Source organism: Phocaeicola sartorii JCM 17136 = DSM 21941 (assembly GCF_054653615.1).
The window spans coordinates 3413050-3433887 of record NZ_BAAIFW010000005.1 but is presented as its reverse complement, the minus strand read 5'-3'; the positions used below and the strand labels follow the sequence as shown (position 1 = coordinate 3433887).

Sequence of the window (20838 nt, the reverse complement as noted above, 5' to 3'; positions counted from 1 at the left end):
GATGGCTGAATTTCGTACCCGGATTACGGATGCGCCTTAATCCATTTCGGCATCACCTACTTTTTCTTCTGACGTCCAGTTTTCTATCTTCGAAGTGACAGTCAGCCCGGTTTGGTTCACCGTAATCTTATAGGTGTATTTCTTACCGCTTTCAAGGGTCAGACCACCGGCATCAGGAATCTTGTAGCTGAATACGGCCTTGTTGGCAAGTGTCACTTGGATAAATGGGGTATTCTGGCTTATGGTCTGCTTCGGAAGGACAACCGCTTCACCATGCTCGCTGTTACCGTTGAAATCGGTTGTTGTTACCGTGCGGATGGTAATCGGAGTAGCATCATTGTTGTCTCCGGGTATGGTTATCATACCTGCACGAGCCACTTGCTCGGTTATTGTTGCGCTTTTGTCCGGTGTGAAGTCCGCTTTCAGCTTTGTCCCTACAATCGTCACGGCAGCACCTGTCAGATCCGGGTTACCGTCACCTGATTTCAGTGCCACCTCTACTTTGGAGAGCATGTGGTAGAAAGTCAGTTCTACCGCATCTTTGCTACGGGCTACGTTTTTCTGAACGGCATAGAGCAGGTCGGATTTGGCATAGGCTTCCGTACCCGACTGGTCGGCTTCCACCGAATGTACGATAGCTGTGGCAGGAAATTCGGCAGTATTTTCCGTAAATGCATTCGATGCAAAGTTTCCATGCAGGGCATAGAAATCCAGATTGCTGCCGTCGGTAGGATAATATTGTGGAGTGGAATTATTCTTAAAACCGTTATTGCCATCGGCTGTAAGCGTCCATGCCTTTATATACTCCGTAGTAGGGGAAGCCTTGTCCGCCCATACGTAAACCGTTTCGCCTTCCTGTATCTGCGTTGCCTGCGTGTTGGAGCGTGTCTGCACCGTTACCCCGCTCGTAAGGCGTATCTCGCCGTTCCAGTTGTCTGCTACCTCGTTCTCATCGTTGCTGCAACCTGCCAGTATTATCGTTGCGGTTGCCATTGTCATAAATAACTTTACTTTCATTCTTATTGTTTGTTTATAGTATAATCCATATATTACTCGGCATTGCCCGTCTCACCGTCACCGTTGCCCAGTGTCCAGTCTTCTACCGTGGAACTGACTTCCACACCGACTTTGCTGATGGTGATGGTGTAGAGGTATTTGCTTCCGGCTACAAACGCCTGTGACTTTTCGGCGCTGTTCACGTTCCAGTGGAACGCTTGATTATCCAATTTGGGCACGGTAAACGTCAACACCATGTCTTTCGTAGTCGCTGCGGGCAGCACGATGCCTTCGGCTTTCAGTCCGTCGGTATGCAGGGCTATTTCTGCCGATGTGCCTGTGGTAACGGTCGCCTCGCCGCTCTTCACCACATTGTAGGTGGCAGCCGTCTGCTGGTTGCTGAGGCTGACAGTGGTGCCTGCCAGGTCGGCATCTGTCAGTGAGGTCCCGTCCGCCTTGAGGGTGATGGCAAGTTTCACCAGTTTGTGGGTAAAGACGAACGCCACTTTCGGGTCGTTCTTGTCTTTGCCCGTCACTTTGGCAGCACCCATCAGGTCAATATCCTTCTGTGGGGTCTGGTTTTTTACATCGACGGTGTACACGTTGCCCTCCTTCAATGTTTCCCGGTAGGGGTAATAGGCGGTAAAGTCGCGCGCATCGCCATTCACCGGAAAGTAAAGGGTCTGTCCTTCGGTAGCGGTGAAACTGCCGGTCTTGGCTGTTTCGGCGGTGGTGTACTTGTGGTTTCCGTTTCCGTCCGTCGCATCGTCGTCCAGCATGTAGATGCCGATGGCGTCTCCGGCTTCCCAAGTGTTGTCGTAGGCGCGGGTGTTCATCCGGATGCCGCTGGTGGCTTCCAGGGCAACCCGTCCGTCGGTGGGTTGCGGGGTGTTTTCTCCGTCTTCGCTGCAACCCGGCAACAGGACGGCTGCCAGCAGTACGCAGATAAATGCTTGCTTTTTCATATTCTTCTTATTTTATTGGGGGTTTTTAATTTCAATCGTTTCAATCGTTGCTCTCCGCTTTTAGTGGATAGTGATATCGCCGTTGTCCACTTCCTTCCAGCCGGTGATGGTACCGCCCATGTCGCCTTCCGTGGGCAGGTTGAGCAATGCATCCAGCCGCAAGGCCTCCATCGTGCCGCCGAAGCCTTTCAGCAGGTCGGTCAGGTCGGTCACGAGGGTCTGCACGCTGCCGTCCTTCAGGCTGACGGTGAGGGTGAGCGTCTGCCGTTCATCGGTTATCACGCCCATCAGGCGGAGCATGGCGGCAAGTGCCGGTTTTTCCTCCTCCGCACGGGTGGGTGTTATGGTACTGAGTTTGAACTCCGGCGCAACGGTCTGTCCCGTCTGTCCGGTGGTCTGTTCGCCCGTCACCAGGTCGAGACTGTGCGCGATGCCTGTCAGCGTGGCGGTTGTCCCGGCAATGCGTTCCTTGTCGCCTTCCGCCAGTTGCAGGGTCAGCGTCAGGCTGCGGATGTGCTGTTGCATCGGCAGGGTGACTTTTAGTGTGTCGTCTGCCGTCACATCCAGTTCTTTTGCGGCGGAAAACAGCACTCCCGGTTGTGGGGTGAGCGTGCCGTCGTCTTTTGGGTCCACCGTGGCGGTATTCTCCGTTATGGAAACACCTTCGGGGGTATTGTATGCCAGCAACCGGTAGCTGCCCGGTGGCAGCAGGCTTTTGAAGGTGTTGGTTTCCGCCGTCACCTCCTGGCTCTCTGCTCCGATGCGCAGCGTATGGCTGGCGGGCACGGATGCGTCCGACGAGCGTCCCGACCAGTCGGTGGTTATCCGCACCGCGCCCCTGTCCGGATGTGGGGTATTGTGCCGGTCATCCTTTGCGCAGCCGGTCAGTTGCAGGATGGCGGCTGCGATGGTCAGCAGCTGACAGATGCCGGACCATTTTATTGTTGGAATTGCACGTTTGTCCGTGCGGATAGTCATTCTGTTCATGTGAACGGTATTTTTTTATGATTGATTAAACGTTGTCTGTTTATGGGGTGGTCTCCCTGTTCCCAAAGGAGGGGCAGGAATATAAAAAAGCCACAAAAAGAAAAGATATTCTCTTTGTGGGGATGTATGGTTATTTGTTTGTTTTTGGGTATATTACGCGCGCGGGAACTTTGGTTTACATGCGTCTGCTTGTGTGTGTGTGTGTGTGTGTGTGTGTGTGTGTGTGTGTGTGTGTGTGTGTGTGTGTGTGTGTGTGTGTGTGTGTGTGTGTGTGTGTGTGTGTGTGTGTGTGTGTGTGTGTGTTTAATAAAATAGTTGGAACCAGCAAATGCCGACATGAAAAAATGCAGGAAAAGTTATCTTTTCTTGCAGGCACTTCTTTATGTGCTTTCACTTGGGGCATAACACCTCTTTTTAAATTAAATACGATATTGTTTCTTTTTTGCAAACTTAGTATTAATTACGATACTATCCAAAAGTCAGACACCTTAAATTTGACAATTGCTGTTTTAGGGGTGTATTTTTGTTGTTTTAATAATGAATTTGTTGATTCAGTAGTTATTTCAAGGCATTCCGGTGTCTTTTAGGAAAGGACAAAAGCATGGGTAGCTACCCGGACAAGTCCGACCTTGCCTGCTCGTACTTTTGTCTGTCAGCCTTTCAAAAGAAATTATGTACAAAACTACGGTACTTAAAGACTGACTCATAGTCGGAACTCCATATTGTCTGCCCGACATCCTGCAAGGATGCTACCAGTCCGTGCGTACAGCCGGGGTAGTTTCTTTTCAACAAAGGGTCTTCCTCTATAATACTCCCCACCCAATACACTACACCGATACAACTTTCGCTCGGAGGAGCTGGGGGATCTTCCCGGAACAATGCGCCACCGTCCGAATAAATAGAAGTCGCCCACGGCAAGCGCACGTACAGTGGGAGTATTAGAGGGAGCGCCGCTGTATGTCACATTCAACCGTTTGTAATTGCCGGTGGACAAGGAATGGTTGTGTTTTCTGTTGACAGAGCTCTTAAAATAAGCCTTCTTTCTGTGGCAGGTGTGTGTGAGAGGGTTACAGCAAATCCATGATGGCGGAAGCCGGGATCTCCAGTTTGGAGAAAGCGAACATCCGCTTGCCGAGATCTTTCAGCGAGGCACCGATGTGATAGATGTCATTGCCGTCCACTATCAGGAAACGATCGTGGCATCCCCTATAGGTGCGGATGTCGATGGACGGATACTGGTTGTTGTGACGGACGAAGAAATCAATCTTACCGTCTATCCGGTTCAGGCGTTGCTCATGTTCCTGCAATTTGCGGTCTATGCGCTGCTCCATACCGATCAGTCGCTGGTTGACAGAGTACCCTCTCAACAGGTATTCCTTCAGTACCTTGTTTGCCCAACGGCGGAACTCAATGCCCCTGCTTGACTTTACCCTGTACCCGACAGATAGAATCACGTCCAAATTGTAGTATTCCACTTGATAGACTTTTCCGTCTGCGGCAGTTGTCGCAAATTTTGCGACAACTGCCGCAGTCATCTCTACAAGTTCTTCCCTTAAGGCATTGTTGATGTGTTTGCCTATCGTCTTGACATTACGGGCAAACAGTTCTGCCAATTGCTGCCTGTTAAGCCACACCGTATCCTCTTCCAAGCGGACTTCCAATTTCACCTCCTCGTCGGGCTGGTATAGTATGATTTCTCCTTTGTTCTCCGTTATAATGATGCTTTTCAACTATTTACGAATGCGAAGGTAACATTTTTTTCTCCATCTCACCCCTTTTCCTCATACAATCTTTCAAAGAACGCGCAAACCGAATGCAGAGCCAAGCTCGCTTGAGCTATGCTGAGGTGCAGCCGGTCTTATGCAAAGAACGCTTTTGTTTTCAATGTCTTACGTTTTTTATGATTGATTAAACTGCCCATGTTGTTCATTAACATGTAGAGGTGCTGAAATTATCTTCATTTTAAATGGTCCAGCGATAAAATCCGGTTGTTCCTTTTCTCCTTTCAGCTACCGCTGAAATGCCCTGATGATGGGCGTTCCGGCTATGAAGAGACTCCTGTCATTGTCTTTTCAGCACGAGTTAACCGATTTCAGTGAAAGGAGACAGCCATACGGCTGAAACGGGAGTGAGGGGAAGTGGTTTCAGCTTTAATCGGCTGATTGCCTGTGTGTATGGTATAAAATGAAAGGGTGACGGGAGAAAGGGGGATGTTGACTTAGTGAGGGGGGAATGCGCTGAACAAGCTAGGCTTGTACGTTGAACAGACTAGGTCTGCACTCGGAACAGAGTAAGTCTGTTCACTGAACAGGCTAGGCTTGTTCAACAATAAACGTTAGTAACATGTAAGCCCCAACATTAGTAACGTGTAAGCCTATACGTTACTAAGCATCGGCTTACACGTTAGTAAGCATCGGCCTACACGTACGTATGTATTATCCCCTGCAGGCATGATGTTTAAAATATAGTTTCCTCATCCATCGGTCAAAAAACATAAATATAGGTATCGTGACGATGAATAACAGATAAATGGGAGGAAATTGTATATCCAAGATCTGCCCACCTGCCAGGAAAGTACTGCGGAGGCATTCCTTGATCGCATCTCCAAAATAGATGTACAGACCTGTACCACTGCTTAGTATCAAGAATAAAGAAGCGGCGATGGTGGCCAGCAATGTTCTTCTCTCTAGTTTCTTTTCACGCAAAAGTAGGGCTTCCTCTACTTTCTGCATGGTGCGGAAGGTAAAGTTGGAAGGTAGCCGGTAGGTTGGCTGTTCCTTCATGGCCTTCATCAATCCTTTATCTTTTTGTTTTTCGTTCATTCTGCTTCCGTTATAAGTATATATAGTTTTTTGCGTATCCGGTGCAACTTCACTTTTGTGTTGCTTTCCGTCAATCCCAGAATAAGAGCAATTTCTCCGATAGGCTTCTCTTCATTATAAAATAAAGAAATCAAAGCACGTTCCTCGGCATCCAGCTTCTTGATGGCTTCATTGAGTTTTCCTATTCTTTCCTCACTTTCATCATTCAGTGTGTCATCTATTTGTTGGTCGGATATATTTGTCAACACGGCATTATCCATCACAAATAAATCTTGTTTTTTCTTTCTGGTGGCCGAAATAGCCGTGTTATATGCAATGCGGTATATCCACGTAGAAAAACTGCTCTCTGCTTTAAACGACGAAAGATGTTCAAAGGCTTTCAGGAAAGTATCCTGGGTCAACTCTTCCGCATCCTCCTGATTCTCTACGATACGTACAATCAAGACAAATACCTGTTGGCTGTATTTATCCAGAAAGTACTCGTAAAGAGAAGTCTCTCCTTTCACTATTCTATGAATAATATTTGCTTCGTCGTTTTTCATTTTGTCTGTTAGACGCAAGGCTAAGAGAAAGGTTACATAAAAAAAGATTTTTTTCCTTTCAAAAAAGTGTAACCTCCTTGATGTCCCTGCGTCTAAAGGGTACAAAGGAACAAAATTAATAACTTAAATAGAAAAAATCATGAGTTACATTACCGGTTGGATTGTTGTAGGTATCATTACATTGGGAATCTACAAATTATTTGAGCTTTTTGTGGGTAAGAAGGAGCGTCTTGCTATAATAGAGAAATTGGGAGACAAGTTAGATCCTTCCATGTTGGGGAACAGGTTAAGTCTGCCTCTTCCTGTAGGAACTTCTTTCATGTCCTCTTCTCCGACTTCTTTCTCGGCCTTGAAATTTGGTTGCTTGTTGCTGGGAATGGGGCTTGGGCTGTTGATAGGTTATATGATTGGTGTAACCACGATACCCGGTTTTTTTACAGAGAATAATTGGCGCATGAATGAGTTGGCTTCATTGATTTATGGTGCAAGTGTCTTGCTCTTTGGCGGTTTGGGTTTGGTTATCGCTTTTATAGTAGAGTTGAAAATCTCTCGGAAAAGCAGGAAGGACCTTACTCGTGATTAAGTAGTAAAAGGGATGTCTGAATAGTTTTCGGACATCCCTTTCTTCTTATTTTATTTCTTCAAAGCAGCGATACTTTCTTTCAACGAAGCAATCTTGCTTTCCGCATCCGCCTGTTTCTTACGTTCCATATCAATAACGTTTGCCGGTGCTTTTCCCACGAACTTCTCATTGCCCAGCTTTTTCAAAACACTTTGCAAGAAACCTTCCTGATACTTCAATTCAGCTTCCAGTTTCGCCAGTTCTTCTTCCACGTTTATCATATTGCCCAAGGGTACCGCATATTCAGTAGTTCCCACCATGAATGAGCCGGAGCCGTCGGTTTTGTTTTCCACGACTTCAATGGAAGAGAGATTGCACAATTTCGTAATGATAGGATTGAATGCAGCCACCGGATTTTCACCGACCACCTGCAATTCCAACGCCTCTTTCTGTGCAATGTTTTTCTGTAAGCGGATGGTACGGATACCACCGATCACCTCTTTTACCACTTCAAAATCTTTGACGATCGTCTCATCACAAGCAGTCGGGATATTCAGTTGTTGAACCATCAGGCTTTCCCCTTCTTTGCGGTCATAAATGTGCTGCCACAATTCTTCGGTAATGAAAGGCATGAACGGATGCAGCAACTTCAGCAGGTTATCGAAGAAACCCAAAGTCTTTTCATAAGTCGCTTTGTCAATGGGTTGTCCGTATGCCGGCTTGATCATTTCCAGATACCAGCTTGAGAATTCGTCCCAGAACAACTTGTAGACAGCCATCAGCGCTTCACTCAAACGGTATTTGCTGAATAGGTCTGCCACTTCTGCAGCTGTTGTCGCCAGCATGGACTCAAACCATTCGGTAGCCAGGCGTGCATATTCGGGTTGTGCCATGTCGGCCACTTCCCAACCTTTCACCAGACGGAACGCATTCCATATCTTGTTATTGAAGTTACGTCCCTGTTCGCACAGTGCATCATCGAACAAGATGTCGTTTCCTGCGGGAGCGGCAAGCATCATACCCATACGCACGCCATCGGCGCCATATTTGTCAATCAGTTCCAACGGGTCGGGCGAATTACCCAAAGACTTAGACATCTTGCGTCCCAGTTTGTCGCGTACAATACCGGTGAAATAAACATTCTTGAACGGCATGTCTCCTTTGTATTCATATCCGGCCATAATCATACGTGCCACCCAGAAGAAGATGATATCCGGTCCTGTCACCAAGTCGCTGGTAGGGTAGTAATAGTTAATTTCTTCATTATTAGGATCATTGATGCCGTTAAATAAAGAAATAGGCCACAACCATGAAGAGAACCAAGTGTCCAGACAGTCATCGTCCTGACGTAAATCTTCCATTTTCAGATGGGCATTCCCCGTTTTTTCTTGTGCCAGTTTCAAAGCCTCTTCCGCTGTTCCGGCTACTACATAACCGCCTTCGGGCAGGAAGTATGCCGGGATGCGGTGTCCCCACCAAAGCTGACGGCTGATGCACCAGTCTTTGATATTTTCCAGCCAGTTCTTGTAAGTGTTCTTATATTTGGCCGGATAGAATTTCAGTTCGTCATTCATTACAGGAGGCAATGCCATATCTGCAAAGTGCTGCATCTTCAAGAACCACTGCATGGATAGTTTCGGTTCGATGGCTACATTGGTACGTTCCGAGAAACCTACCTTGTTGGTATAAGCTTCCACCTTTTCCAGCAATCCGGCAGCTTGCAGGTCTTCTTCAATCTGCTTGCGTACATCAAAGCGGTCCATGCCTACATACAGTCCGGCAGCTTCACTCAGGGTACCGTTGTCATTGAAGATATCAATGCTGGGCAAGTTGTATTTTTCGCCCAGCATATAGTCGTTCACATCATGGGCGGGTGTCACTTTCAGACATCCTGTACCAAATTCAATATCTACATAATCATCCTCGATCACCGGGATCACACGGTTTACCAACGGAACAATTACCTTCTTGCCCTTCAACCATTGGTTTTTGGGGTCGTTGGGGTTGATGCACATGGCGGTATCTCCCATAATTGTTTCGGGACGAGTAGTGGCTACCACCGCATAGCGTCCTTCGGCATCACCTTCTACTTTGTAGCGGAGATAATACAGTTTGCTATGTTCTTCCTTGTAAATAACTTCTTCATCACTGAGAGCCGTCAATGCCTTCGGATCCCAGTTTACCATGCGTACCCCACGATAAATCAAACCTTTGTTGTAAAGGTCAACAAATACCTTGATGACACTTTCGCTACGTTCCTCGTCCATGGTGAACGCGGTACGGTCCCAGTCGCAGGATGCACCCAGCTTGCGCAGCTGTTTTAAAATGATGCCTCCGTGTTCTTCTGTCCAGTCCCAGGCGTGTTTCAGAAACTCATCACGGGTGAGGTCGGTCTTTTTGATACCTTGTCCGGCCAGCTTGTTGACCACTTTGGCTTCTGTAGCGATAGAAGCATGGTCGGTTCCCGGCACCCAGCAGGCATTCTTGCCTTCCATGCGGGCGCGGCGTATCAATATATCCTGAATGGTATTGTTTAGCATGTGTCCCATGTGGAGCACTCCGGTTACGTTAGGGGGCGGAATGACGACTGTGTAAGGTTCACGTCCGTCGGGTTTTGAACTAAAGAGTTTGTTGTCCAGCCAATACTGGTACCATTTTCCCTCCACGTCAGCGGGATTGTACTTACTTGCTAATTCCATTTTATATTTTGTTTATTTAATTGATTATCGCATAATTGAGTGCAAAATTAATAAAAGTCATTGGATTATTGTGTACTTTTGCACGACAAAATGATATTAATAAATTGATTATGCATACAAGAAAAGAACAAATGGAAGCATTTGGCCGCTTCCTCGATATTTTGGACGAGTTACGGGAGAAATGTCCCTGGGACCGGAAACAGACCAATGAAAGTTTGCGTCCCAATACGATTGAAGAGACTTACGAGCTTTGTGATGCCTTGATGAAGGATGACAAGAAGGATATTTGCAAAGAGTTGGGTGATGTATTGCTGCATGTGGCCTTCTACGCAAAGATAGGTAGTGAGACAGGCGATTTTGATATCAAGGATGTGTGTGACCGTCTTTGTGAGAAATTGATATTCCGTCATCCTCATGTGTTTGGTGAAGTGAAAGCCGATACTGCCGAGAAGGTGACTGAAAACTGGGAGCAGCTGAAAATGAAAGAGAAAGATGGAAACAAGATGGTGCTGAGTGGTGTCCCGTCTGCATTACCTTCGTTGATAAAAGCGTATCGCATTCAGGACAAGGCCCGCAACGTGGGGTTCGATTGGGAAGAGCGTTCTCAGGTGTGGACAAAAGTGAAGGAGGAAATAGGAGAGTTCGAGGCTGAGGTGGAGAATATGGACAAGGATAAGGCGGAAGCCGAATTTGGCGATGTGATGTTCAGTCTCATTAATGCGGCCCGGCTTTATAAGATAAATCCGGATAATGCATTGGAGCTTACCAATCAGAAGTTTATCCGTCGTTTCAATTATCTGGAGGAACATACCATCAAGCAAGGAAAGAATCTGAAAGATATGACTTTGGAAGAGATGGATGCCGTTTGGAATGAGGCGAAGGAGAAGGGGCTGTAGTCTCCGGCTCTTGCGTAGGGGGAGTGTTGCGGAACTGTGTTTTATCCCCCATCGGACGTCAGAAAGCACACTTTCCCCAAATCTCAGTTGGATTGATGGATTTGGGGAAAGTTGGAAATATCTTTTGTTGCTTTTATTTCTTGTGGGATTGGTGCATGATTTTTAAGATATCACGGTGAAATCTGATCTCCGCACGTTGCAACTTATATATTTTCTTGGGTGATAGGATTTTCTTGAATCGTTGAAGATATTCCAGATCCAGTTTATCGGCTTCTATTCGTGCCTTGACAATGCCCTCTATGATTTGTTCATATTCAGCATCGCTGGTTTTGGGATCTTTTCCTTTGCGTGCCTGTTCCCATGCTTTGTCATTTACCGCCTTCTTGCGGTCTTGTAATTCAAAATAGACAGGAAAGAATTTGGCTGCCTCTTCTTGCGTTATTTCTGCCTTTTGCATGAGATATGCCTCTTGCCTGGCTCTGAATTCTTCTTTAGTGAAACCGGATTTCTTTCTGTCTTGCGCCTGTATCGAAATGCTTATACATGAAATGATAAGCAAGGTTGCCAGTTTTTGTATCATGTGATTATTATTTAATTATACATATCTGAATTCGCATCTGTCAAATATTGATAGAGCGTGTAATCATCCATCATGGAATGGTCTAAAATCGTTTCAATATATTCGTCAGAGAATTGTTCAGTCTCTGTAGCTGTAAAAATAGGAGTGTCTTGTTTCGGGGGACCTACAACGACTCTGACACTGAGCATCAATCCACAGAACATGGCTGCCATATATACCCAAGGCTTGATGCGCTGCCAAACGGTTATATTTTCTTGTGGAGCAGGAGTTAGTTCCTTCTCCGGCAATTTATTCATCAACTCCTTTGAGAAGTTGTCGAAATAACCTTCGGGTACCATGAACGGATTTTTTGTCCCGTATTTTTTTAATAATTCATCTTCTTCCTTCATAGTGGTTCTCCTTTATTAGTTTAGATACATTTCTTTTAAAAAGGTTTAAAGGCACTCTTTCAAAAAAGTCTCTATTTTTTTCACTGCATGGTGGTAGGAGGCTTTCAGTGCTCCGATGCTTGTTCCTAGTATTTCGGACATGTCTTCATATTTCATTTCTTGAAAGTATTTTAAATTGAATACTATACGCTGTTTCTCTGGTAGCGTCAGTAATGCTTTTTGAAATAATCTTTGAGTTTCATCTCCATTAAAGTAGGTATCGCTTTCCAGCTTGTTCACCATGTCTGCGTCGGTGTCATCTATAGATAACTGGCTGGTGGCACGTTGCTTGTTTAAAAAGGTCAGGCATTCATTCAAGGCTATGCGGTAAAGCCAGGTCGACATTCTGGCTTCGGCACGGAAATACTCCAGGTTGATCCAGGCTTTGATAAATGTATTCTGTAACAGATCATTAGCGTCTTCATGAGAAAGTACCATCCGGCGTATCTGCCAGTATAGCTGTTCGCTGTATTCGTTGACAATACATTCGAATGCCTCTTTCTGTCGTGCCGGGTCCTGCAACAACGCTATTATTTCTTTCTCATTGTAAGTGTTCATGCTTCTGTTTTTTTATTAGATGTCCGGTTCATGTTATGGTTTAACGGATTCTATGGAAATTTTTAATGTTTCCCGTGCAAGCAGAGTGTTGGGGAAGATGTTTGATGCTTCCTGCAACAATACGCTTTCGTCTTCGTAGCGTGCCGAAAAATGTCCTATAAGAAGTTGTCTTACTTCTGCGGCGCGGGCTATTTCTCCTGCTTGTGCGGCAGTGGTGTGAAAGGTCTCTTTCGCACGGGCTTGTTCACTTTGTGCAAAGGTGGCTTCATGAAACAGCAAGTCCGCTCCGTGTATTTGGTCTATGATGCGTGGCAGATATATAGTATCTGAGCAATAGGCATACCGGCGGGGAGGGGCGGAAGGGACAGTCAGTTTGCTGTTGGGTACTATTCTTCCGTCCGGTAATGTATAATCGGCGCCATTCTTTATTCGATTGATTTCATATACGGGTATTTCATAAAAGTCAATCATGTCGCGCCGGATATGGGCGGGAGTCTGTTTCTCGGAAAAAAGGAATCCGCAGGTGGGTATCCGGTGGCGTAAGGGGATTGTCTCTATGGTCAGTGAGCGGTCATCATAAACCACTTCGGCTTTGCCCGGATCGAAAGGCTGGAAAACTACTTTGTAACTCATGCCTTTGCAGAAAAAGTCGAGTTGCGGAGCAAGAAGGTGTTCCAATTCTGCATGACAGTGGATATAGAGCGTAGCTGTTCTTCCCAGCATGCCGAAAGTTGATATCAGTCCTATCAGTCCGAAACAATGATCGCCATGCAGGTGCGAAATGAATATGTGGTTTAGCCGGGTGAATTTCAGTTTTGATTTGCGTAATTGCATTTGTGCTCCTTCACCGCAGTCTATCATGAATAGCTTTTCACGGACATTTACTACTTGTGATGTTGCAAAATGCCGTGTAGTCGGTAGTGCTGACCCGCATCCTAATATATGTACTTCAAATTTCTCCATCGTTACAAAGATACGATCTTTTTTGAATGGAAAATAAAAAATGCCGTAAAAACGGCATTATGGGATTGAACTATTTCTTAAGTTTTATTTTCACTGCATTCATTCCGCGTGATCCTTTTTCCAGTTCAAAAGTCACGATATTGTTTTCTATTACACTGTCTATCAATCCGCTGATATGGAAGAAATATTTTTCGGCATTCTTCAAGTCTTTTACAAATCCGTATCCTTTGGACACATTGAAATGCTCTATTCTTCCTTCGTGCACCAGTTCTACCGGTTCTTCAGGCCTGCGGGGAGTTGAAACTTCAATCGTGGACAGGTCCACTTCTTGTGGCTTGTTATCAGGAGTGGGAGGAGTATCGGTTATCATACCGTTCTCGTCTACATAGGCAATCATATCTTCGAAGGAGGATGTGCCGCTGTTTTTTCTTTCTTCTTTTTTCTGTTGTTTTGCTAAGCGCTTTTCTTGTTTTTTCTTTTCCAGATCTCGTTTGGTAAATGAAATAGGTTTCGCCATTTGGTTCTTTTTAAATTAGTAATATACAGTTCGGCCTGCTAAGGGGAAGTGTATGGAATTAATAATGAGTAATAAGAAAACGGGGGAGAAGTCGTAGTGAAATGCTGACTCGAAATTTTATTACTCTATAAAGATACGGTTTTATTGCGGATATTCCATAGAATATGTTCCTTTTTAAGAAATTATGGCATAAAAAAAGGATGCATCCGTTCAAATGCATCCTTTTGGTTTATCTTAAAGTAAACTGATTACTTCTTTTTGTTTTCCAGCTGTTCTTTCAAAGCAGCCAGTGCATCGATATCACCTAAAGTAGTAGAAGCAGCCTGATTCTGGATAGCAGGAGCTTCTTCTCTCTTAGCTGTTTTCTTTGCATTGGAAGCGGCTTTCTTTTCTGCTCTTTCTTCAGCCTTGGCAGCATCTTCAAAGATACGGCTGTGAGACAAGATGATTCTCTTGGCATCCTTGTTGAATTCAATTACCTTGAATGACAGTTTCTCATCCAGTTGAGCTTGAGAGCCGTCTTCTTTTACCAAGTGTTTCGGAGTTGCAAAACCTTCCACACCGTAAGGAAGAGCTACTACAGCACCCTTGTCCAACATTTCGATGATAGTACCTTCGTGTACAGAACCTACTGTGAATACAGTTTCGAATACATCCCATGGGTTTTCTTCCAACTGCTTGTGACCAAGGCTCAGACGACGGTTTTCTTTGTCGATTTCCAATACCTGAACTTCGATATCTGCACCAATCTGAGTAAATTCAGAAGGATGTTTCACTTTCTTAGTCCAAGAAAGGTCAGAAATATGGATCAATCCGTCCACACCTTCTTCGATTTCTACGAATACACCGAAGTTAGTGAAGTTACGAACTTTTGCAGTGTGCTTAGAACCTACAGGATACTTTTCTTCGATTGTTTCCCATGGGTCTTGTTTCAGCTGCTTGATACCCAAAGACATCTTACGTTCGTCACGGTCAAGAGTCAGGATAACAGCTTCCACTTCATCACCTACTTTCATGAAATCTTGAGCAGAACGTAAGTGCTGTGACCAAGACATTTCAGAAACGTGGATCAAACCTTCTACGCCCGGAGCAATTTCGATGAATGCGCCGTAGTCGGCCATAACAACAACTTTACCGTTCACCTTATCACCTACTTTCAAGTCAGAACTGAGGGCATCCCATGGATGCGGAGTCAGTTGTTTCAGACCCAGAGCGATACGTTTCTTTTCGTCATCGAAATCAAGGATAACTACGTTCAGTTTCTGATCCAGTTCAACTACTTCCTTCGGATCGCTTACACGGCCCCAAGACAGGTCAGTGATATGGATCAGACCATCTACGCCGCCAAGGTCGATGAATACACCGTATGATGTGATATTTTTAACAGTACCTTCCAGTACTTGTCCTTTTTCAAGTTTACCGATGATTTCTTTTTTCTGCTGTTCAAGCTCAGCTTCGATAAGGGCTTTGTGAGAAACAACAACGTTTTTGAATTCCTGGTTGATTTTAACCACTTTGAATTCCATTGTCTTGCCTACAAATACATCGTAGTCGCGGATAGGTTTCACATCAATCTGAGAACCCGGCAAGAATGCTTCGATGCCGAATACGTCAACAATCATACCACCCTTAGTGCGGCACTTGATGTAACCCTTGATAATTTCTTCATTTTCAAGAGCAGCGTTTACGCGATCCCAAGAACGGGTAGCACGTGCTTTCTTGTGTGACAGGATCAACTGTCCTTTTTTGTCTTCCTGATTTTCGATATATACTTCTACAGTATCACCCACTTTCAGATCAGGATTGTAACGGAATTCACTCAAAGGAATGATACCGTCTGATTTGTAGCCGATATTGACAACTACTTCGCGTTTGTTCATTGCGATAACAGTACCGTCCACAACCTCGCGGTCGTTTACTTTGTTCAGAGTACCATCATAAGCTTTTTCAAGATCTTCGTGGCTCATGCTTGTTGCAGCTTCGCCGTTTTCGTAAGCATCCCAGTTGAAATCTTCAACAGGAGCGATGTTTTTTAAATTTTCCATTAATAAAATTGTTAAAATTCTCAGTTAATTACGTTAGACATTATATTGATCATCTAATTTCGGGCGCAAAGATACAACAAAATACTGAAACACAAACAAGTTTGCTGAAATTTCTTGCTGGATAAAATTAAAATGAGGATGAGGCCTGTTTGATTTTACCTCCATAATAGTAGCCCATTTAATCATTTCCTTTGCCAGATGGAATGTCTGCTCATCATTTCGGCAGAGTTTTGTTGGATATGCTCCGCCGGATGGGAGTTTAATCTTCCAAAGAGTAATCAATGGTGGTTACAACGCGGATACGTTTGATATATGGAGTGTTGGCGTCACGATCCTCGATGCTGAACTGACCTTGATAAGCTCTTTTTATTTTACCAAGCTCGCTGTCCGAGTCCTTGGCGAATTTAATGGCTGCCGCCCGTGCGTTTTTGGTTGCTTCCTCTATCATTTGGGGCTTGATATCGTTCAAGCCGGTATAGTCATATTGTACATTGTAACGATAATCTCCGCCGGTGATAGCGATGCCTTGCTTTAAAAGTTCGCTTTGTTCACTGATCATCTTTCTTACCAGTTCCACTTTGGTTGAAGTAACTGTGATTACAGAAGTGACATTATAGCGGAAGGGGGCCGGATTGTTGTTATAACGTTCAGCCTGCATGTCTATGATTTCCGGCGCGTTGATGCTGATTTCGTCTTCAGTGATTCCTTTCTGTTTCAGAAAGTCCACAATCGCCCGGTTGGTTGCATTTATCTTATTATATAAGGTAGGAAGGTCATTTCCCAGATCTTTGTACATTAAAGGCCAGGTTACTTTATTGGCCGGTACTTCCATTTCTGCCAGGCCTTTCACGTTCACCACTCTGTCTCTGCCGGAGAAAGTGTCCAATCCTTGTTTGATAAAATACCCCATCACCAACATGCCTATGGCAAGGATGAGGGCCTCAAGTTTCCAACTTTTCATACTTTAGTCGTTTTTTAGTGATACAATTATATTTTTATAAAGATGATGTTTCGAAATGATAATCCATTAATCCTTCCAGCGGGCTTTTTAAAAATTTTCCGGTGGACACATTCAGCCTGAGGGCCGCTTCTTTCACTTCTTCTTGAAAATGAAAAGCGATGGATCCTGTGAAATGTACAGGGATATCGCGGTATTCATACTGCATTACATTACGGGTGAAGAAATCGGTGAAGCAGGAAATTAACAGATTCCGTATTTCTGTCCTATGCTTGTGGGCGGAAAGAAAAGGAGTCAGGCTCGCCAGAAAGCGGTTGGCTAAAGGCTGCCGGTACACTTTGTCCAGAATCAGTGCCGGTGTCAAATCGTATTCTTTCAAGAAATCCCGGCAAAGGTCATCGGGAAGCTGGTGCTTCAGACAATCGCCTGTCAGCCGTTTCCCTAATACGGCTCCGCTGCCCTCGTCTCCTAGGATATATCCCAGCGGAGAGACATTGGCTGTTATTTTTTCTCCGTCATAAGCGCAGGAGTTGGACCCTGTACCTAAAATGCACGCTATTCCCGCCGTTTTACCGCACAGTGCGCGGGCGGCACCCAACAAGTCACTTTCGACAAGTATATTCGCATGGGGAAAACTCTGTGCCAAGGCCGTTTTCACTAGGTTCGTCTTTTCGGGGATACATCCTGCGCCATAGAAATAAATATCTGTGACCCCTGTGGTGTCTCCCAGCCGGGGGACTAGCGTGGAGGCGATCACCTCTTTTATTTCATCAGCTGATTGGTGAAAAGGGTTGATGCCTTCTGTCCGGACTGTTCTGCTGTTTGTCTTGGTGTTGCCCAGACACCAGTCTGTTTTGGTAGCACCACTATCTGCTATTACTATCATATCGGATCATAAGATGATTGTTAGTCTTACAAAAATAATATAAAATTATTCGATATCCATTGTTTTCCCTCTTTATTTGTCAGACTCTTCATCTTATTTTAGTAACCAGGCTTTTATTTTATCATTGGTTTGCGAATCGTTATAATTTCAGTGAAGTGCTCGATTTCTACCCGATTTTGACCAATTATTCAATCAGTCGTATCTGTTTTGCCGCTATTTTTGTGTATTCGAAATTTTAAGTATGGAACTATGAAACACAATTTATGCCGGGTATTCCTGTTTTCTGCCGGAGTATTCCTCTTTGCGGCTGCAAATGCACATTTTAAGACGACTCCTCAGTCGCCTGTTCATATTACAGAAACCGGTTCGCTGGTTTATCAATCGTATCCCAATGGTGACCGGATACCTGATTTCTCTTTTTGTGGCTACCGCCAGTCGGAGTATCCCATTCCCCGAGTGAGTGCAAAAGTCTATGTTCCTGTCGTGGATGGGGATGCCACCGGTGTTATTCAGCAAGCATTGGATTATGTGGCTTCTCTTCCCATGGGGCCGGATGGTTTCAGAGGCGCCGTTCAGCTGGCTCCCGGTAACTATGAATTGAAAGGAAAGCTTCTGATGCGGGCCTCCGGAGTAGTTCTTCGTGGTAGCGGATGCCATAAAAATGGGGGGACGGTTCTGCGTGCATTGGGGCCGATGAAAGATGAATTGGTTCGTGTCTTTGGTTATGATAATGCGGAAACAGGAGATACGGTTCGTGTTGCCCGGCGATACGTACCTGTAAATGCCACGGTTATTCCTTTGGAAAAAACAGCAACATTGAAGGCGGGAGATAAGATACGCATCGTCCGCCCGTCGACAGCCGGATGGATTTCGGTACTTGGAACGGACAGACTGGGCAATGAACAGGAATATAATTTCTCGAAATGGACTCCCGGCCGTCATGATATGGTATGGGAGCGTACTGTGGTTGCGGTGTCCTCCGACGGCATCACTATAGATGTGCCGTTGACTATGGGGCTTGATCCTCAATATGGCGGTGGGTATGTTTTACCTCTTTCATGGACTGGAAGGATTCATAATGTCGGGGTAGAGAATTTGTGTTGTGATTCAGACTATGACCCTGCGAATCTGAAAGATGAGAATCATCGTTGGCAGGCGGTTACCTTCAATCATGTGAAAGATGGATGGGTGCGTAGGGTGGAGGCTCATCATTTTGCAGGTTCGGCGGTGATGGTATTGGAAGGAGCGATGCAGGTGACTGTGGAGGATTGTAAATTTCTGAATCCCGTGTCTGAGATAGCCAACCATCGGCGTTATGCTTTTCATACATTGGGACAGCTTACTCTTTTTCAGCGTTGTTATTCCGAAGAGGGATACCGTGACTTTACGGTAGGAGTCGCCGTACCCGGACCTAACGCTTTTGTACAGTGTCATTCCGAACGCCCTTATAGTTTCTGCGGATCTGCAGGTGGCTTCTCTAATGGCATTTTGATGGATAAAATAACCGTGTCCGGAGGAATTATTCAGTTGGGCTATCGGGACATGGCAGATCAGGGAGCCGGATGGGTGGCGGCTAATTCTATGTGCTGGCAGGGACGTGCTTCACAGACTCACTGCGTTACTCCCCCCACCGCTCATAATTGGGCCTATGGAATGTGGACGCAGCCTTTCGGTAACGGTCATTACGAATTGTCGCATACGTTTGTCAAACCGGAAAGTTTCTTTTATGCCCAGCTGGAAGCCCGCATGGGTGTTCCTCAGCTGGAAAAGGAGAAAATATATGTGTACACGACTGATGAGACCACAAAGCCCACTCCTGAGTATGCTCATTGGATGTCTGTGCAATCATTGAGACCGGATATGCGTATGGATATGTGGATAGACAGCATGATTGTGAAGTATCCTTTGGAGACAGTCCGGGATGACGCTCCTTTCTTAAGCGAAGTGAAATGGCGGCCTGAAAAGACAAAGCGTATAGCCATGGCAGAACCTTTACAAGTAAAAAACGGCTGGATTGTGCGGGGGGATCGTATTCTCACGAACGGAACTTATTTCCGCAAGAAGATCCCCGGTACTACGGGATGGCAGGGAAAAGGATCGCTCAGCCAGTTTGTTCCGGGACGTACCGGTGCGGGATATACCGAGGAACCGGATAGTGTAGCGCAAGTGTTATTATTGTCGGGAGCACATGTGCTTCATCACCGTACGGGGTTGTGGTATGAGCGTCGTCGGAATGACCATGAGCGGAATATGCATGCTGACGCTGAAGTATGGGCTCCTTTTAATGAGATGCCTTATAGCCGTAGCGGGCAGGGAGAAGCTCAGGACCGCCTGAGCAAATATGATCTGAATAAATTCAATCCTTGGTACTGGAACCGTCTGAAGCGGTTTGTGGAAGTGGCGGACCGTGACGGACTGGTTTTGTTGCATGATCATTATAATCAGCACAACATTATAGAGGAAGGAGCACACTGGTGTGATTATCCTTGGCGTTCCGCCAACAATATAAACCAGTTGGGGTTTGCGGAAAAAACCGTTTTCTCGGGAGATAAGAGGGTGTATATGGCAGAACAGTTTTATGATATCACTCGTCCGGTCATCCGTGAATATCACAGCAAGTTCATCCGTCAGAGTGTAAATGCGTTCCATGGCAGTAATGGGGTGGTGCATAGCATCGGGCTGGAATATACCGGACCGTTGCACTTTATGAACTTTTGGCTGGAAGAGGTTCATGCGTGTGATAACCATCAGCTGGTGGCGTTGACGGCGACAAAAGATGTGCAGGATGCTGTATTGAAAGATAAAAAACATGCTTCAATGGTTGATGTGATTGATATTCGTCAGTGGCATTATCGGGCGGATGGGACTTTATACGAACCGCAAGGAGGGATAAGTTTGGCTCCTCGCCAGCATGCGCGGCTGATTGATCCGGGTACTGTGTCTTGTGCCAGTGTTTATCGTGCGGTACGCGAATATCGTCGTAAGTATCCTGATAAAGCAGTGGTTTATAATGGGAGCACAGCCAGAGTTCCTCATAATGCGATGAATTGGGCCGTATTTATGGCGGGTGGCTCTTTTGCCAAAGTACCGCCGGTTGATGAACTGCCGGTTTATGAAAAGGCTTCCGCTTTTTTTCCTATAGACAAACAGACCGATATGGATACTCAGTGGGTGATGGGGGCTGTCGGAAAAGGGTATCTTGGGTATTGTGTGAAGGATGAGATTCATCTGGATTTGACGGAAGATGGAGGAACGTATAAAGTTTTCTGGATCGATCCGGACAAGGGAACGGTTCTAAAAAAAGACGGAAAGGTGAGAGGAGGTGGAAAAGTCACTTTAATGGCTCCCGTTGAAGGTGCTGTTTGTTTTTTACAAAGATAATCGGAGGACTTCTGTAAAACTGCCGGCTCACAAACAACAGGAACGGATTCCAG

At 45.6% G+C, this 20838-nt stretch carries 19 protein-coding genes; 3 read left to right on the top strand and 16 right to left on the bottom strand.

Annotated elements, in window-relative coordinates; genetic code table 11:
• Nucleotides 1-36 precede the first annotated feature (36 nt).
• From ACYQ0C_RS14665 to ACYQ0C_RS14635, 7 genes are all read right to left on the bottom strand, one after another.
• Complete coding sequence (locus ACYQ0C_RS14665; protein ID WP_016275849.1) at nucleotides 37-1017, bottom strand: fimbrillin family protein; 981 nt, start codon at nucleotides 1015-1017, stop codon at nucleotides 37-39.
• A 32-nt stretch (nucleotides 1018-1049) separates the two neighbouring features.
• Nucleotides 1050-1961, bottom strand: coding sequence for a fimbrillin family protein (locus ACYQ0C_RS14660; RefSeq protein ID WP_016275850.1), 912 nt, complete (start codon nucleotides 1959-1961; stop codon nucleotides 1050-1052).
• A 60-nt stretch (nucleotides 1962-2021) separates the two neighbouring features.
• Nucleotides 2022-2948 (bottom strand): FimB/Mfa2 family fimbrial subunit, encoded by a 927-nt coding sequence (locus ACYQ0C_RS14655; RefSeq protein ID WP_016275851.1) that lies wholly within the window; start codon nucleotides 2946-2948, stop codon nucleotides 2022-2024.
• Nucleotides 2949-3608: 660 nt separating this feature from the next.
• Nucleotides 3609-3872 (bottom strand): hypothetical protein, encoded by a 264-nt coding sequence (locus tag ACYQ0C_RS14650; RefSeq protein WP_128812060.1) that lies wholly within the window; start codon nucleotides 3870-3872, stop codon nucleotides 3609-3611.
• Nucleotides 3873-4015: 143 nt separating this feature from the next.
• Entirely contained in the window at nucleotides 4016-4678 is a 663-nt protein-coding gene (locus ACYQ0C_RS14645) for a virulence RhuM family protein (protein ID WP_016275852.1), read from the bottom strand.
• 705 nt (nucleotides 4679-5383) lie between these two features.
• Nucleotides 5384-5770: a hypothetical protein gene (locus ACYQ0C_RS14640; protein WP_025077094.1), complete on the bottom strand. Its 387-nt coding sequence runs from the start codon at nucleotides 5768-5770 to the stop codon at nucleotides 5384-5386.
• Nucleotides 5767-6312, bottom strand: coding sequence for an RNA polymerase sigma factor (locus ACYQ0C_RS14635; RefSeq protein ID WP_025017295.1), 546 nt, complete (start codon nucleotides 6310-6312; stop codon nucleotides 5767-5769). Before ACYQ0C_RS14635 ends, ACYQ0C_RS14640 begins: the two co-directional genes overlap by 4 nt.
• Nucleotides 6313-6451: 139 nt before the next feature.
• On the opposite strand from ACYQ0C_RS14635, the gene ACYQ0C_RS14630 reads away from it, so the two are divergent.
• Nucleotides 6452-6895, top strand: coding sequence for a DUF6249 domain-containing protein (locus ACYQ0C_RS14630; protein WP_016275855.1), 444 nt, complete (start codon nucleotides 6452-6454; stop codon nucleotides 6893-6895).
• Between the two features lie 50 nt (nucleotides 6896-6945).
• Here ACYQ0C_RS14630 and ACYQ0C_RS14625 read toward each other — a convergent pair whose 3' ends face one another.
• On the bottom strand, nucleotides 6946-9573 hold the full coding sequence (locus ACYQ0C_RS14625; RefSeq protein WP_016275856.1) for a valine--tRNA ligase: 2628 nt from the start codon (nucleotides 9571-9573) through the stop codon (nucleotides 6946-6948).
• Between the two features lie 110 nt (nucleotides 9574-9683).
• Here ACYQ0C_RS14625 and mazG point away from each other — a divergent pair, with 110 nt between their 5' ends.
• On the top strand, nucleotides 9684-10469 hold the full coding sequence (gene mazG / locus ACYQ0C_RS14620; protein WP_016275857.1) for a nucleoside triphosphate pyrophosphohydrolase: 786 nt from the start codon (nucleotides 9684-9686) through the stop codon (nucleotides 10467-10469).
• Nucleotides 10470-10602: 133 nt separating this feature from the next.
• On the opposite strand, the gene ACYQ0C_RS14615 is transcribed toward mazG, so the two are convergent.
• The 8 genes from ACYQ0C_RS14615 to ACYQ0C_RS14580 all read right to left on the bottom strand — a co-directional run bounded on the left by ACYQ0C_RS14615 (nucleotide 10603) and on the right by ACYQ0C_RS14580 (nucleotide 17404).
• A complete protein-coding gene (locus tag ACYQ0C_RS14615) occupies nucleotides 10603-11049 on the bottom strand; it encodes a hypothetical protein (RefSeq protein WP_016275858.1) in 447 nt (148 codons plus the stop codon).
• A gap of 11 nt (nucleotides 11050-11060) precedes the next feature.
• The gene (locus ACYQ0C_RS14610) at nucleotides 11061-11438 is read right to left on the bottom strand and encodes a hypothetical protein (RefSeq protein WP_025077093.1); all 378 of its coding nucleotides are present in this window, start codon (nucleotides 11436-11438) and stop codon (nucleotides 11061-11063) included.
• Nucleotides 11439-11483: 45 nt separating this feature from the next.
• Nucleotides 11484-12035 (bottom strand): RNA polymerase sigma factor, encoded by a 552-nt coding sequence (locus ACYQ0C_RS14605; RefSeq protein WP_016275860.1) that lies wholly within the window; start codon nucleotides 12033-12035, stop codon nucleotides 11484-11486.
• A gap of 33 nt (nucleotides 12036-12068) precedes the next feature.
• Complete coding sequence (locus ACYQ0C_RS14600) at nucleotides 12069-12998, bottom strand: ribonuclease Z (RefSeq protein WP_025017299.1); 930 nt, start codon at nucleotides 12996-12998, stop codon at nucleotides 12069-12071.
• 70 nt (nucleotides 12999-13068) lie between these two features.
• Complete coding sequence (locus ACYQ0C_RS14595; protein WP_016275862.1) at nucleotides 13069-13515, bottom strand: cold-shock protein; 447 nt, start codon at nucleotides 13513-13515, stop codon at nucleotides 13069-13071.
• 248 nt (nucleotides 13516-13763) lie between these two features.
• Complete coding sequence (gene rpsA, locus ACYQ0C_RS14590; protein WP_016275863.1) at nucleotides 13764-15560, bottom strand: 30S ribosomal protein S1; 1797 nt, start codon at nucleotides 15558-15560, stop codon at nucleotides 13764-13766.
• 259 nt (nucleotides 15561-15819) lie between these two features.
• Nucleotides 15820-16521 carry an SIMPL domain-containing protein gene (locus ACYQ0C_RS14585; protein ID WP_016275865.1) on the bottom strand — a complete coding sequence of 234 codons (702 nt, stop codon included), beginning with the start codon at nucleotides 16519-16521 and terminating at the stop codon, nucleotides 15820-15822.
• Between the two features lie 34 nt (nucleotides 16522-16555).
• Nucleotides 16556-17404: a hypothetical protein gene (locus tag ACYQ0C_RS14580; RefSeq protein ID WP_016275866.1), complete on the bottom strand. Its 849-nt coding sequence runs from the start codon at nucleotides 17402-17404 to the stop codon at nucleotides 16556-16558.
• A 249-nt stretch (nucleotides 17405-17653) separates the two neighbouring features.
• On the opposite strand from ACYQ0C_RS14580, the gene ACYQ0C_RS14575 reads away from it, so the two are divergent.
• Nucleotides 17654-20785, top strand: coding sequence for a DUF6298 domain-containing protein (locus tag ACYQ0C_RS14575; RefSeq protein WP_016275867.1), 3132 nt, complete (start codon nucleotides 17654-17656; stop codon nucleotides 20783-20785).
• Nucleotides 20786-20838: the final 53 nt, after the last annotated feature.